This window comes from Sporosarcina ureae DSM 2281, from assembly GCF_000425545.1.
Lineage (GTDB): Bacteria > Bacillota > Bacilli > Bacillales_A > Planococcaceae > Sporosarcina > Sporosarcina ureae.
Window position 1 is genome coordinate 33,183 of sequence record NZ_AUDQ01000014.1, and the last position, 14,413, is coordinate 47,595.

Annotated in this window: 19 protein-coding genes; 15 read left to right on the forward strand and 4 right to left on the reverse strand. The window is 43.0% G+C overall.

From position 1 onward, the window contains the following. Positions 1 to 99 precede the first annotated feature (99 nt). Positions 100 to 822 (forward strand): DUF1510 family protein, encoded by a 723-nt coding sequence (locus H605_RS18450; RefSeq protein WP_029054653.1) that lies wholly within the window; start codon positions 100 to 102, stop codon positions 820 to 822. Between the two features lie 72 nt (positions 823 to 894). Beyond that, on the forward strand, positions 895 to 1,587 hold the full coding sequence (mtnN, locus tag H605_RS0113150; protein ID WP_029054654.1) for a 5'-methylthioadenosine/S-adenosylhomocysteine nucleosidase: 693 nt from the start codon (positions 895 to 897) through the stop codon (positions 1,585 to 1,587). A 220-nt stretch (positions 1,588 to 1,807) separates the two neighbouring features. Here the strand turns inward: mtnN and sigK are convergent, their stop codons facing one another. After that, positions 1,808 to 2,506, reverse strand: a complete 699-nt coding sequence (gene sigK / locus H605_RS0113160) for an RNA polymerase sporulation sigma factor SigK (protein WP_029054655.1) — start codon at positions 2,504 to 2,506, stop codon at positions 1,808 to 1,810. A gap of 158 nt (positions 2,507 to 2,664) precedes the next feature. On the opposite strand from sigK, the gene H605_RS0113165 reads away from it, so the two are divergent. From H605_RS0113165 to H605_RS0113215, 11 genes are all read left to right on the forward strand, one after another. After that, the gene (locus H605_RS0113165) at positions 2,665 to 3,177 is read left to right on the forward strand and encodes a YqeG family HAD IIIA-type phosphatase (protein WP_099690572.1); all 513 of its coding nucleotides are present in this window, start codon (positions 2,665 to 2,667) and stop codon (positions 3,175 to 3,177) included. 2 nt (positions 3,178 to 3,179) lie between these two features. Further along, positions 3,180 to 4,280 (forward strand): ribosome biogenesis GTPase YqeH, encoded by a 1,101-nt coding sequence (gene yqeH / locus H605_RS0113170; RefSeq protein WP_029054657.1) that lies wholly within the window; start codon positions 3,180 to 3,182, stop codon positions 4,278 to 4,280. Between the two features lie 22 nt (positions 4,281 to 4,302). Then, positions 4,303 to 5,124 (forward strand): shikimate dehydrogenase, encoded by an 822-nt coding sequence (gene aroE, locus H605_RS0113175; protein WP_029054658.1) that lies wholly within the window; start codon positions 4,303 to 4,305, stop codon positions 5,122 to 5,124. A gap of 2 nt (positions 5,125 to 5,126) precedes the next feature. Beyond that, positions 5,127 to 5,417 (forward strand): ribosome assembly RNA-binding protein YhbY, encoded by a 291-nt coding sequence (gene yhbY, locus H605_RS0113180; protein WP_029054659.1) that lies wholly within the window; start codon positions 5,127 to 5,129, stop codon positions 5,415 to 5,417. Positions 5,418 to 5,427: 10 nt separating this feature from the next. Continuing rightward, positions 5,428 to 6,006: a nicotinate-nucleotide adenylyltransferase gene (locus H605_RS0113185; protein WP_029054660.1), complete on the forward strand. Its 579-nt coding sequence runs from the start codon at positions 5,428 to 5,430 to the stop codon at positions 6,004 to 6,006. Further along, positions 5,987 to 6,559 (forward strand): bis(5'-nucleosyl)-tetraphosphatase (symmetrical) YqeK, encoded by a 573-nt coding sequence (gene yqeK / locus H605_RS0113190; RefSeq protein WP_029054661.1) that lies wholly within the window; start codon positions 5,987 to 5,989, stop codon positions 6,557 to 6,559. Before H605_RS0113185 ends, yqeK begins: the two co-directional genes overlap by 20 nt. A 3-nt stretch (positions 6,560 to 6,562) precedes the next feature. Beyond that, positions 6,563 to 6,907, forward strand: a complete 345-nt coding sequence (gene rsfS / locus H605_RS0113195) for a ribosome silencing factor (RefSeq protein WP_029054662.1) — start codon at positions 6,563 to 6,565, stop codon at positions 6,905 to 6,907. Continuing rightward, positions 6,904 to 7,644 carry a class I SAM-dependent DNA methyltransferase gene (locus tag H605_RS0113200; RefSeq protein ID WP_029054663.1) on the forward strand — a complete coding sequence of 247 codons (741 nt, stop codon included), beginning with the start codon at positions 6,904 to 6,906 and terminating at the stop codon, positions 7,642 to 7,644. The genes rsfS and H605_RS0113200 overlap by 4 nt, the downstream gene beginning before the upstream one ends. 107 nt (positions 7,645 to 7,751) lie before the next feature. Then, positions 7,752 to 8,378 (forward strand): helix-hairpin-helix domain-containing protein, encoded by a 627-nt coding sequence (locus tag H605_RS0113205; protein WP_037562083.1) that lies wholly within the window; start codon positions 7,752 to 7,754, stop codon positions 8,376 to 8,378. Positions 8,379 to 8,391: 13 nt separating this feature from the next. Then, positions 8,392 to 8,955, forward strand: coding sequence for a ComE operon protein 2 (locus H605_RS0113210; protein ID WP_029054665.1), 564 nt, complete (start codon positions 8,392 to 8,394; stop codon positions 8,953 to 8,955). A 17-nt stretch (positions 8,956 to 8,972) separates the two neighbouring features. Continuing rightward, a complete protein-coding gene (locus tag H605_RS0113215) occupies positions 8,973 to 11,234 on the forward strand; it encodes a DNA internalization-related competence protein ComEC/Rec2 (protein WP_081657942.1) in 2,262 nt (753 codons plus the stop codon). 59 nt (positions 11,235 to 11,293) lie between these two features. Here H605_RS0113215 and H605_RS18720 read toward each other — a convergent pair whose 3' ends face one another. Together H605_RS18720 and H605_RS19005 are read right to left on the reverse strand one after the other, a co-directional pair. Next, complete coding sequence (locus tag H605_RS18720) at positions 11,294 to 11,428, reverse strand: YqzM family protein (protein WP_029054667.1); 135 nt, start codon at positions 11,426 to 11,428, stop codon at positions 11,294 to 11,296. 173 nt (positions 11,429 to 11,601) lie between these two features. Continuing rightward, positions 11,602 to 11,766 (reverse strand): hypothetical protein, encoded by a 165-nt coding sequence (locus tag H605_RS19005; protein ID WP_155979536.1) that lies wholly within the window; start codon positions 11,764 to 11,766, stop codon positions 11,602 to 11,604. Positions 11,767 to 11,869: 103 nt separating this feature from the next. Between H605_RS19005 and holA the strand changes: the two genes are divergently transcribed. Next, positions 11,870 to 12,877 (forward strand): DNA polymerase III subunit delta, encoded by a 1,008-nt coding sequence (gene holA / locus H605_RS0113230; RefSeq protein ID WP_029054668.1) that lies wholly within the window; start codon positions 11,870 to 11,872, stop codon positions 12,875 to 12,877. 49 nt (positions 12,878 to 12,926) lie between these two features. Here holA and rpsT read toward each other — a convergent pair whose 3' ends face one another. After that, positions 12,927 to 13,178: a 30S ribosomal protein S20 gene (gene rpsT, locus H605_RS0113235; RefSeq protein ID WP_029054669.1), complete on the reverse strand. Its 252-nt coding sequence runs from the start codon at positions 13,176 to 13,178 to the stop codon at positions 12,927 to 12,929. Positions 13,179 to 13,372: 194 nt separating this feature from the next. Between rpsT and gpr the strand changes: the two genes are divergently transcribed. Next, positions 13,373 to 14,410, forward strand: coding sequence for a GPR endopeptidase (gene gpr / locus H605_RS0113240; RefSeq protein ID WP_029054670.1), 1,038 nt, complete (start codon positions 13,373 to 13,375; stop codon positions 14,408 to 14,410). The last annotated feature ends 3 nt before the right edge of the window (positions 14,411 to 14,413 follow it).

Below are 14,413 nucleotides of genomic sequence, written 5' to 3' on the forward strand. Positions count from 1 at the left end.
CACGTACCGTCTTCTCACTAGCAGAAGACGGTATTGTCGTTTTTAATTCTTTCCACCGTTGTATACGCATTTCATTTCATAGTAAAGGAGATGTCTGAAATGGCAGATCAAAATCCGAAGTATTCGAGAACGTCTAGAAAAAAAGGCAGTAAAGCGAGCAAAGTAAATAGAGCATTGAATATATCAATTGGTGTAGTGGTATTTCTCATTGCGGTTGTTGCAATAATCTTTCTCACAGGTGATGACGATCAGAATGAAGTGGCAATTGACAAGCCGGAGCAATCCACGCAGTCCGATGCAGCTCCAATTGAACCTATCGTTTTAGACGATGAAGACGAGGCGGACAAGCCTGAAGCTGAAGATGCAGAGTCGGAAGAAGTGGATGAACCAGAAGTTCAGGCTCCTGAAGAAAATAACGAAGTGGTAAATGAAGTGGTTGAAGAACCGGAAGCGCCAGTGGTAGAAGCGCCAAAAAATGAACAACCTAAACCGGACAAGCCGAAGAAAGAAGCTTCACCGGATTCCGGCAAGAAAGTTGTGGTAAATCCTGACTGGAAACCTATTGGAACAAAGCAAACTGGAGAGCACGTCTCGAAGTACGATGGTCAGTCCGATGATTGGTATGAGAAAAAGAAAGCTATTTCCTATGCAACCGGCATGTCTGAAGATCAATTGTACTTTGAACGTATTCAAAATGGCGGCAGTCCTCAAAAGTCAGAAGGTATTGTGAGAAGTAAAGACAATTCCAAAAAATTCAAAGTATACCTTGAGTGGGTGGACGGCCAAGGCTGGAAACCTGTGAAAATGGATGTATTGAAGTAAGTGAATCAACCTACCGATGTGCTGCCTATCGTGCAGCACATTCTAGTAAGTGAAAAAGAGGAGAGGGCATAAATGAAAATAGCAATCGTGGGTGCAATGGAGGAAGAAGTTGAAATATTACGCAGAGAGATTGGAATTGGAAAAATCACAACCATTGGTAACTGTGAGTTTATCGAAGGAAAAGTAGGCAAGCATCAAGTGATCGTGACGAAGAGTGGCATCGGGAAAGTAAATGCTGCCATGGCCACAACGGTTCTGTTGCAAAACTACAAACCTGACGTAGTCTTGAATACAGGTTCTGCTGGCGGAACTCATGCTGAACTCGAGGTTGGAACGATTGTAATATCTGACTATGTCCTGCATCATGATGTCGATGTCACTGCATTCGGCTACGAGCTAGGCCAAGTGCCACAACTTCCTGCGAGCTTTCCTTCAGATTCTGAACTGATCGATTTTGCTAGAGAAGCTGTAATTGAGTTAGATACATATCAACATGCTGTAGGAACTATCGCTTCAGCTGATACTTTCATGGCTGACCCTGAAAAAGTCTTACAAGTTAAAGATCGTTTCCCACGCGTAATCGCTGTAGAAATGGAAGCGGCTGCTGTTGCGCAAGTCTGTTACCAGTTCAATACGCGATGTGTTGTCATTCGTGCGCTATCTGATATTGCTGGGAAAGAATCGACCGTCAGCTTTGATGAATTTTTACCTCTGGCTGCCAAACACTCGTCACAGATTGTTTTGCGCGTCATCTCGAAACTTTGATCGTTCTATGATAAAATGTCTAAGTAGACAGACTAGCAGTTCGTTTGGTTGAGAGGAGGGACATGTAGTGGAATTCTTAATGGGTGGAGTATTTATCGTCACGGCACTATTGGCAGCAATTATTTTACGCGAGGTTAAAGCTGACTGAGAAAAGAAACAAAGCGTTTCCGATATGCGGGGGCTGTGGCCCTCTGACGCATAATCGGAAACGCTTTTTGCATTATTGATATTCATGCTTAAATGATTGGTACAATTTGACGATCGCTCGTTTCTCGATACGTGAAACATAGCTCCTAGAAATATTTAGTTGCTCGGCAATTTCTTTTTGTGTCATTGGCTGGTCATCTAGCAAGCCGTAGCGTCTTTGAATGATTTCCAACTCGCGTGAATCGAGCTTATCCAAATGACGGTAGAGCCGCTCTTTTTGTTCATTTTGTTCTACGGTTGTTTGTGGAGGTATGTCGTTTGTTTGAAGGAGGTCTGCGATTTCCAGGGATTGGCCATCTTTATCCATGCCAATTGGTTCGTAGAGGGACACATCTTTTTGTACTTTTTTCTGTGTTCGTAAATACATAAGAATTTCATTTTCAATACAGCGTGCAGCATACGTCGCGAGCTTGGTTTTACGATCTGGCGTAAAGCTGTTGACGGCTTTCATCAGACCAATCGCCCCTATGGAAATATAATCATCAAGTAGTTCGTGCTTTGGCTGGAACTTCTTGACGATATGGGCGACCAAACGCATATTGTGTTCAATAAGTTCATCACGTGCACTTACATCGCCTTCAGCTAATCGTCTCAGGCACTCTTCTTCTTCTTTCTTAGATAACGGACGAAGGAAAGCTTGCCCTCTGATATAACCGATTAGCGCGGGGATCTCTAACCATAATTGCATGACGGCCAGGAAAAACCCGCTCATATGACCACCTCCGATTAGTAGTAGTTTACTCTATGCAAAATACAGATGGTCTACCACTGACAAGAAAAGCGATAAAATCAGACATAGTTGTGCGTGCATGTCACACAACTATGTTATAATCAGACAAGAATTTGTTGTAGGGCGGAGAGGATAATGTGTTGAATCATTTTTTACCGAGTGCTTATGTAAAATCCGTATTATTGATCAAACCAGAAGACCTTCTTGAAAATGGTTTTAAGGGCATCATTACAGATTTAGATAACACACTCGTTGAATGGGATCGTGCGGATGCTACGCAAGATATAATGGCGTGGTTTAAGTCTATGCGCGATGCCGGTTTGCAAATTACAGTTGTATCCAATAACCATATAGAACGCGTCAGTCACTTTTGTGATCCATTAGGCATCCCGTATATTTGTGAAGCACGGAAGCCGATGAAAAAATCATTTCATCAGGCACTTGCTACATTAGGCTTGCCGAAAAATGAAGTCGTCATGATTGGCGATCAATTGCTAACGGATGTCTTAGGTGCGAATCGGGTAGGGCTGCAGTCGATATTGGTCGTCCCTGTAGCAAGTTCCGATGCGACGATTACGAAGTTCAACCGTGCGATTGAACGACGGATTATGGCAAGGTTTAAAAGAAAAGGACTACTCACGTGGGAGGACTAAATTTGGAATTGATCAAGTGTATTGGATGCGGTATTACGATCCAAACGACGGATAAGAAAATGGAAGGCTATGCACCTCCAGCTTCATTAGAAAAAGAAGATGTCATATGCCAACGTTGCTTTAAATTACGAAATTATAACGAATTGCAGCCAGTGTCTTTATCAGGAGACGACTTTTTAGCGATTTTAAATGGAATTGGTGAAAAACAAGGCTTGATCGTGAAAGTGGTAGATATTTTTGATTTCAACGGTAGTTGGATCAACGGCTTGCATCGCTTTGTGGGCAAGAAAGATATTTTACTAATTGGTAACAAGGCAGATATCCTACCGAAAGCGATTAATCCGCAGCGAGTGAAAAATTGGATGAAGGCAGAAGCTGCAAAGCTAGGACTGAAACCAATCGATGTGTTGCTCGTATCAGCTGTAAAAGGCAATGGTATGAGTGAAGCGCTCGACGCGATTGAGAAGTACCGTAAGGGCAAGGACGTTTACGTAGTCGGTTGTACAAATGTAGGAAAATCTACGTTCATTAATCGGATTGTTAAAGATGCGACCGGTATGCAAGATGTCATTACGACATCTTATTTCCCGGGGACAACCCTCGATGTAGTGGAAATTCCATTGGACGACGGAAAAATGCTGATGGATACACCAGGGATTATCAACGATCATCAAATGGCCCATCACTTGGATCCTCATGATTTGAAGTTGATTACACCGAAGAAAGAACTGAAGCCGAAAGTCTATCAGCTGAATGCTGAACAAACATTATTTATCGGCGGACTAGCACGTTTTGACTTCATTCAAGGTGGACGCTCCTCCTTCAACATCTATGCAGCCAATGGTTTGCCAGTTCATCGGACGAAGTTAGAAAATGCGGATGAATTGTACAAAAATCATCTTGGTGACATGCTATCTCCGCCAGGACCTGCATCAATTGAGAAGTTGCCGTCACTTGTGCGTCATGAATTTTCGATTAAAGAAGCAAAGACGGACTTAGTGATTTCAGGCCTTGGCTGGATTACACTTCAGCACGCTAATGTAAAAGTAGCTGTACATGCACCAAAAGGTGTGAATGTCGAAGTCAGACCTTCATTGATTTAAGAGGGACAGGAGGGAATACCAGATGAAAAAATGGTATGCGGTAGTAGGCGACCCCATTGCGCAATCGATGTCACCGGTCATGCATGATCAGTGGTTTAAAGAAAATGCATTGGATGCAACGTATATACCGATTCATGCAACAGCCGGAAGTTTGGAACAGACGATAAATAGTTTACGTTCACTCGGATGTAGTGGTTTTAATGTGACGGTACCCCACAAGCAAGCGATTCTTCCTTTCCTCGACGAAGTGGACGAATCGGCAGCGGTGATGAATGCGGTCAACACAGTGTATCAAACAGATGAGGGTAAACTAATCGGTGCCAATACGGATGGGGCCGGATTCGTGAAGTCGTTGGAAGAGTTTACGGACTTAGTTAAAGGTTCTGTATTACTAATTGGAGCTGGCGGTGCAGCTAGAGGCATCGCCTTTGCACTGCAATCGGCTGGCTACGGTCCTCTCTACTTCACGAATCGCACCGCTTCGAGATCTGCAGAATTAGCGGCGGATATGAAGGACGGGCATGCGATCTCTATTGGAGACGCGGAAGATCGTCTCGGTGAGTTTGGACTTGTAGTGCAAACGACATCGGTCGGTATGAACTTTGCACAAGAAGGAATACCGCTTGATCCAAAGAAAGTCGCAAACGGTGCAGTGGTAGCGGACATTATTTACAATCCGCTCGAAACTGAATTTTTACGACAAGCAAAACAAGCAGGAGCCAAGACGATGAACGGTGTAGGAATGTTCGTTCATCAAGGGGCCCTCGCTTTTGAAAAGTGGACAGGAGTCTATCCTGACACGAAAAAAATGATCGATATGATTACAATGAAAGTTGGCGGGTAAACATGTTAACAGGTAAACAAAAAAGATTTTTACGTAGCGAAGCACATCATTTGGATTCATTATTCCAAATTGGGAAAAGTGGTTTGACTGATGCGATTCTCGTGCAAATCGACGAGGCGCTCGAAGCACGTGAACTACTTAAAGTGAGCGTACTTCAAAATTGCGAAGAAGATAAAAATGAAATTGCTGAAAAAATGGGTGCGTATAAAGGTATTCACGTAGTCCAAGTCATCGGTAACACCATTGTTTTATACAGGGAATCGACAGAGAAAAAACGCATACAATTACCGTAAGGAGAATTAGATGAAACGAATCGGCATTTTGGGCGGAACTTTCAATCCGCCACACACTGGACATTTATTGATCGCCAATGAAGTGCGTTATGCACTGCAGCTAGATGAGGTATGGTTGATGCCTACTGCAGTCCCGCCACATAAGGTGGCGGTAGGCGACGCGACAGCCGAGCAACGCCTACAAATGGTGAAACTGGCGGTAGATGAAGTGGATGGCTTGCGTGCGTCGTCGTTTGAGATGGAGCGCGGCGGTGTATCTTTTACATATGATACAATGTCACAACTCGTACAAGACGAAGCTGATGTTCACTTTCATTTCATTATTGGTGGAGATATGATCGATCAGTTACCGACATGGTACCGGATTGAGGATTTACTCGATATCGTTACATTTATCGGTGTAAAACGCCCAGGTGCTGATAACGCTTCTGCAATCCCGGTACAATTGGTAGAAACACCACAACTTGATTTGTCATCCACATTGATCCGCCAACGTTTTGTAGAAGGTGGAACCGTGCAACTTTTGATTCCCCCGGCTGTCGAGGCTTACATTCGAGAGGAGAGATTATATGGATCTACAACAAGTTAAAAATGACCTAGAACAACGCTTACCTAAGGCACGGTATGAACACGTACTGCGTGTCACGGACACGGCAAAGAAATTAGCTGAAGAAGTGGGTGTTTCAGTAGAAAAGGCTGAAATTGCTGGCCTATTTCATGATTACGCCAAGTTTATGGATAAAGATGAATTACTCGAATTACTAAAACGTGACGAAGAGTATGAGCTCTATGCACAGTATCATGCCGAATTATGGCATGCGCCAGTTGGAGCTATGCTTGCGAAAGAACGTTATGGAGTAGAAGATCACGACATCTTGCAGGCGATCCGTTTTCATACGACGGGACGTGCAGAAATGAGTGAGCTAGAGAAAGTGATCTATATCGCTGACTTAATCGAACCAGGAAGAAAGTTTCCAGGTATCGAAGAATTGCGCCAACGTATTGACGGTGAACCGCTGGAAGATCAAATGACAGAATGCATCCAGCATACATTTAAATTTTTAGTTCAACGATATGCAGTCATTTTCCCACATTCATTTGACTGCTATAATGAACATGTACGTAGAAGAAAGGAACAGTGAAATATGCCAACATTATTGGAATTAGCTTATGAAGCAGTAGATAGTAAGAAAGCAGAAGACATCGTAGTATTAAACATGGAGGGCATCTCACTAATTGCTGATCAATTCATCATTTGTCATGCGAACTCTGAAAGACAAGTGCAGGCCATCGCACGTGAAGTAGCAGATGTTGCTTCTAAAGAAGGCTACACTGTGAAGCGTTTGGAAGGATTCGACGCGGGCCGTTGGATTTTAATCGATCTTCTCGATGTAGTCGTTCACGTATTCCACAGAGACGAACGTGGATTTTATAACTTAGAAAAGCTATGGGGAGACGCACAGTTACTAAACGTTGAGGATGAAATATGAGTTCTTCCTATTCAGCGTTCGCATCCATTTATGACGAACTAATGAATGATATCCCGTATGACGCCTATGTCGAGTTACTCGATTTGGCGTCTGCTGGCGTTTTAGGGAAAAAAGTATTGGATATAGGTTGCGGAACCGGCTTGCTTTCTGCCATGCTGGCGAAAAAAGGAGCACACGTCACCGGCATTGATCTTTCCGCTGATATGCTCGAGGTTGCTTCGCGTCGTGCGCAGTCACTTTCTTTAGATATTCGGTTTATCGAGCAACCTATGCAACGACTGGATGTAGAAGATACATTTGACGCTGCCGTTATCTCAATCGATTCATTGAATTATGTAATAAAGCAGCAAGATGTCGTGGAAACGTTCCGCCGGATTTATGGAGCGCTTGCTACAGGCGGCGTATTGCTCTTTGATGTGCATTCATTATGTAAAATGGATGAGATCTTCCTTGAAGGACCTTTTGTTTTTGATAATCGACGTATTGCTTATATTTGGCAAACTGCCCCTGGAGAAGAGAATCACTCGATTTATTCTGAGCTAGCGTTTTTCGTAAAACAACAAGATGATTCCTATCAACGTTTTGACGAAGTACATATGCAACGATCGTTTGCAGTACCGGAATATGTTCAAATGCTCGAAGAAGTTGGATTTCATATTGAACGGATTTTTGCAGACTGGGAAGATGAAGCACCTGAAGAAGAGAGTGAAAGAATATTCTTCCAAGTTCGAAAATAGGGCTACCATAGTTTTTCGGAATCGGGTATAGTTAATGAGACTCCATACGGTGCTGATAGAAAGGATTGTTGATTATCCGTTCATTCCTCACCGAAAAATGGCGTACATTGATCATTCCTATTGCAGCGTTCGCTGTACTTTCCACTGTCTTGTTCTTTCCCCGAGAACAACCGGATCAACTTTCCGAAGAACGTGGACAATCCCTATTTGAACCAATCGAATCTATTGAAACTGCTGAACAAAATATAGAAGTGGAAGCACCCGTCGAATTGATCGCAGAAGCTGTTACTGTTGCAATTTTGGTGGACGTTAAAGGTGCTGTGAAACATCCTGGACTTTATTCGATGCAAGATGGCGACCGATTGCTTGATGCGGTCGACAAAGCAGGAGGCTACACAGAGGCCGCTGACACGAGGTTGTTGAATCATGCGCAAAGACTGCAGGATGAATATGTCGTCTATGTACCGGTCGCAGGAGAAGAACCACCGGTGTACGAGCAACCGGCTACAGCGGCATCTTCTTCATCTGACAGTTCCACTTCAAAAGTAAATATTAATACAGCGAATGAAAGCGACTTTCAGACGCTTCCTGGCATCGGCCCGTCAAAAGCTATGGCGATTGTCCAATACCGTGAAGAGCATGGAGCTTTTTCGCAATTGGATGGAATAAAGAATGTGTCAGGAATTGGTGACAAGACATTTGAAAAATTAGAACCACATATTATTCTTAACTGATGGAGGCAACCGTATGGAGCGAATTACTTGGGATCAGTTCTTCATGGCGCAAAGTCATTTACTGGCGATGCGCAGCACATGCACGCGACTCTCGGTAGGTTCCATTTTAGTACGCGATCAACGCATTATTGCTGGCGGCTACAATGGTTCGATATCGGGTGGAGACCATTGTATTGAACACGGCTGTTATGTCGTGGATAATCATTGCGTTCGAACGATACACTCAGAAATGAATGCACTACTGCAATGTGCCAAATACGGCATACCGGTTGCAAAAGCGACCATTTATGTCACTCACTTCCCGTGTTTACAGTGTAGTAAAGCATTGATTCAGGCAGGTATTAAACACGTTAAATATGCGGAAGATTATCGAAACAGTGAGTATGCACTCGGGCTATTTGCGCAAGCAGGTGTGGAGATTGAAAAAGTGCCGTTTGACGAGCGTTCAATTGACTTCGCCAGTGAAGAGAAATTTTCATTATTCAACGAGATGTTGACGAAAATGCAGGAACTTGGCGCTGAACCTGAAGAACTGGATACCCTTTTGCAAAGGGTGAATCATTTATTTGGCAATTAATCCGATCGATACGATGGATGTATATAGCGATTCCTGTTGCGATTTCTGCGTTTGCAGCTGAGCTTTCAGGATCGCTTTTATTTTTGAATGCAATATTCCTCATGCCATTCTACTTTTTACGCAAAGATTATCAACACCTTTTTCTTTGTACACTTCTTGCAAGTCTCTCTTTTTTCTATTTCTCCAGTCATTCTACAACTCTTCCTGACGACTCAGTCGTGACATTTCATTGGAAAGATCAAGTGAAGATCGATGGGGCGAAAGTGAAAGGTTTCGCTACCCTATCTGACGGGACCGTTGTGTATATGATGTATCCATTACATTCCGAACAAGAAAAAAATCGATTTCAGTCTGCGCGATTATCGACGTATCAGTTCACGGCGGAAGTGGAGCCGAAAGAATTGGAACCAGCAGCCCATAATTATTCATTCGATATGGCGCGCTATTTACGAATGAATGGAGCGGCAGGAATTCTAGAAGCTACTCGTATCACATCGAGCGAACCACTCACTACACCGCGTTCACGACTCTCTCACTATCGTTCTGCAATTAAACAACATATTCACGATCAGTTTCCACCTTCACTAGTTACAGAAGCTGAAGCATTATTAATCGGTGACCGTTCGGGAATGGATCGCATTTTGCAAAAAGAGTACCAGACACTAGGTATTACGCATTTATTTGCAATTTCTGGATTGCATGTCGGTCTGTTGACGTTTTTCATTCGAGCGATCTTGTTGCGTATTGGCTTTCGCAAAGAGTGGGTGATATACGGATTACTCATCTTTTTGCCAATCTACGCATGTATTGCTGGCGGCGCACCGTCTGTCTGGCGTGCAGCGACAGTAACGATGATTGTTTTGCTTGCTGTTTCAGGCAATTTTAAATTGCGCCTAGATGATGCTCTTGCTTTAAGCGCATTATTTTTTATCTTGATGCAACCTTATATCGTGTTCCAACCGGGATTTCAACTATCCTATTTAGCTGCGTGTTCTTTATTGTATTCGTCAGCTATTCTTAGCCAGTCAAAAAATGGAGTGGTCGTTTCGTTTTTTGTCACTGTCATTACACAAGTCGCTCTCTATCCTATTTTGCTGTACCACTTCTACGAGTTGTCTATCTCCTCTTTTATTGCCAATTTATTCTATGTTCCGTTGTATTCTATAGTTATATTGCCTGCTAATTTACTGTTGCTGATCTGCACGTGCGTAGTGCCACCACTGGCAGACAACCTCTTTTTTATCTATGAGCCTGTAAGGCAATGGATTGGTAATATGACGACTTGGTTTGCTTCCTTTCCCTATCAAATGTGGACGCCGGGACAACCGGATGGGGTGGGTTCAGCGTTGGCTGTTATTGGTATTCTGATCTTCCTCGTCTGTCTGGAAAGAAAGAAGTTGATCGTGTTCGGTCTTATCTGCTTGCTGCTCCCCGCGCTCTATTTGGAAATTAAACCGATACTTCATCGTGACGTGATCATTTCCTATCTAGATGTCGGGCAAGGGGACAGTACGATGATCGAAATGCCTTACCGGAAAGCGGTGTATGTGATAGATACGGGTGGAGTTGTCCACTTCGGCGAAAACGATTGGAAAACGCCTGAGCAGCCGTTTGAAATCGGCCGAAATATTGTTGTGCCATACTTAAAAGCAAAAGGAATCACGAAAATTGATCGGCTAATTATATCTCATGCCGATATGGATCACATGGAAGGTGCCGATGAAGTATTGGAAGAGTTAAAAGTAAAAGAAATTCAGCTGTCCCCTGGAAGTGAACAAGAGAAAGCGATGGATGGAGTGTTGGGGTTGGCAAAGGAGCAGAATATTCCTGTGCAACTAGTTAAGGAAGGAGTTAATTGGAAAGTAGGAGACTATCAATTCCAATATGTAGCGCCTGAAGAGCGTATATATGACGGTAATGACAGTTCGCTAGTACTTATGATGAAGAAAGAAGATCTTCATTTCGTGTTTCCTGGAGATCTCGAAAAAGAGGGGGAGCAGCGGTTTTTGCAACGATATATTTCTGCTGATTTTCAACGTGTCATACTAAAAGCAGGCCATCACGGGAGTAAGACGTCGAGTACGGAGCCATTTATCAGTTTTCTCCAACCTGAGTTTATTATTGTGTCTGCAGGGAGGAATAGTCGTTACGGGCATCCACACGCAGAAGTAATTGACCGTTTCCATGCGCACAGTATTCCGTTTTGGTCGACAGCTGAACAGGGAACAATTGAATTGCGCGTAAAAGACGGAGTGTATACCGCCACTTCGAGTCGTTAGAAAAACAAATAGACACATCCGCCAATGTGGTGGATGTGTCTATTTTATACAACAGTTGATTAGAGAGCGACGATATCGATGATCGTAGCAACAACAAAAATTGCAGAAAAACCGATAAACGCTACTATAAAGCCGATGCCGCTGTCAATCGCATCATTACGTTTGGATTGGACATCATGTTCAAATTCATTCATTGCTACACCTCCTAATTCCATACTAAGTATAGATGAAAGTGAAAGAAAAATCCATTAAAATCGCAGTTTTTAGGAGTTGCAACGAACGTTGACACAATTTGTTCATAGAGTAAGTGCGTTATAAGTTCAAAGAGCGGAATTGCTCATAGCCAATTCCGCTTCGTCTTTTCGAATTAATAATATTTGTCTTTCTCAGCTGTCTCCCGGTGGTTCGGAGTCATTGGCTCCTGCTTTGGTGCTAAGTGTTCGAACTCTGCTAACTCTAGTGATATTTCTTCTTTCCCTTCAGTCTTCAATTTCTCACGGGAATTCATTTGTGAACGGTTAGACTTTTTCATCAAAAAAACCTCCTTTACTCGCTAGTATGGAGAAATGATGGATTTTCATGTATAGTTATCACAGGTTTTTATTAGCAAGCAATCGGTAATTGAGGTGAAGAAAATGGTTACAAAAATTTGGAGTCAAATTGAAAAAGGTGATGTCCAGCCAGTTTATCTGCTGACAGGCACAGAGCAACACTTATTAGACGAAACAATTAAGAAATTAATCAAGGCAGTCCCAGGTATGACGTCTTCTGAAGTGAATCGTTTTGATTTAGAAGAGATTCCAATCCAGGCTGTGCTCGAAGTGGCGAATGAATTTCCATTTTTGGTTGACCATAAATTGATCGTCGCAAAAAACTGTTCATTCTTGAAAGCGACAGATCAATCGAAAGAAAAGCAGAACCATCAACTAGACCTGTTGGAAAAGTGGTTGGAAAATCCATCTCCTACTGCAACTGTAGTATTTGTGGCGCCCTATGAAAAATTAGATGCACGTAAGAAAATCACGAAAAAAATAAAGAAGCATGCAGTTGTCGTAGAAGCCGTTGCTTTGCAAGGGCAAGATATATCTACGTGGATTATGCAGCAAGGTAAGGATAAAGGAATTGAATTCGATAAAAAGACAGCTGAATTTCTTATGGAGATGTCAGGAACTGACTTACTGACATTGGCGACAGAAGTGGACAAGCTCGCTGGCTACTTGGCGTTTAAGGGCGCAGTGGACATTGATATGATTGAGCAACTTGTGGCTAGGACGCCAGAAATGGATGTATTTCGCCTAACGGATTCATTCGTCAATAATAAAAGGGCGGAATCAATTGCTGTCTATCATGATTTATTGCGTAATGGAGAAGAACCCATCATGCTCGCGTCACTCATTGCGAGTCAGGTACGTTTAATGATTCATGTGACAAATTTACGAAAAAAAGGCTATCAGCAACAACAAATCGCCACAACGCTTCGAATCCACCCATATCGCGTTAAATTGATGATGCAACGGAAGTTGCCACCTTTGCAAGTGCTGCTTAAAGCATTGGATGATTTGGCGACGATCGATCTACAACTTAAAACTACAAGTGGTAATCGTCAGCGTAAACTGGAATTATTTTTAATGAATGGTTTATAAGAACACAAAAAAGACTGCCGTCACAAGGAGGCAGTCTTTTAACTTATCATTATTGAGCTTTTTTAGTTAGACGTGATTTTTGACGAGCAGCAGTGTTTCTTGGGATAAGACCTTTACGGGCAGCAGTATCCAATTGTTTCACAGCGTCTCTCAAAAGTTCTTCAGCGTTCTCTTCTTTATTCATAAGAGCCGCATCCGCTTTACGGATTGCAGTACGCATAGAAGCTTTTACGTTAGAGTTTTGCTCGTTCGCAGCAGCACTTTGTTTCACGCGTTTGATAGCACCTTTAATGTTTGGCATTTCATTCACCTCCAGCTTTCAGGTAAGGCAAGAGTGTTTCCACAATCATCCGGACATCTCTTTACAACAAGCATTATTTTATCAAAGCTACCGACAGATTGCAAGAAAAAAAGTAAAGTGATTCATCTTTACAGCAATCTATTCCAGAATAAATGCCGATAAACTGCACAAACTTGCTAGTAGAGGTGAAGAAAATGAGCGAAATCAACTACTACCGCACGGATTTAATTGACGAAAGTGACGAGTTTGTCAGACATCAGACAGAGTCAGAAGAAAAGAAATTGAAGGAAATGTCCGGTATACGTGTCGAGGAACAAACCATCGGTCGAATTAAGGCAACAACTGTAAAAGTGACAGCGGAAGGTGAAGAAGAAATCGGAAAAGCGAAAGGTACGTATATTACGCTGACGATTCCGACACTTGCTGTTCACGAAACCGATGAGCTTCAAGCGCTATGTGAACTTGTGGTGGAAAAAATGGATGCATTAATTAAGGAAAAGATACCGGGCGAAGTAAAAAAAGTATTGTGTGTCGGTCTCGGCAACCGAGAGATTACGCCAGACGCTGTTGGGCCTGCTGTTATGGATTATGTGAAGGAAGTAATACCCGATTATTACGAAACGGACGAGAGTGGTGTGATGGTGTATGCACCGGGCGTAACCATTCAGACTGGTTTGGAAACTGCTTCATTCGTTAAAGCGATCGTGGATCAAAGTAAGCCCGATCTGTTGCTCGTCGTCGATGCGCTTGCTGCAAGGAGTAGCGCAAGGCTTTGCCGCACAATCCAGCTGACGGATACAGGCATTCATCCAGGCTCAGGTGTAGGGAACAGCCGCAAAGAGTTGTCGGAAAAAAGTCTCGGCATCCCTGTCATTGCATTAGGCGTGCCAACCGTTGTGGACGGACCTGTGCTAGTGGCGGATGCAATTGACACGATGTTTGGTTATATTGCAGCGAAAATAGAAGAAGATGGTCTGCCTTCATCCAAACTTTCCACTGGCCGATTTCCACAACGCGTAACCAAAGATGCAGATCGCACAGCGCTAGGCCCTATATTCGGTGATTGGTCATCATGGACGCATGAAGAGCGAATCCAATTATTTGAAGAAGTGCTGACTAATCAGGCATTATCGACATTTATTTCTCCGAAAGAAATTGATTCATGGGTAGCAAACTACGCAACTGCATTATCTTCTTCATTAATCACTTGGATTCACAAAGTAAATTCATGATCT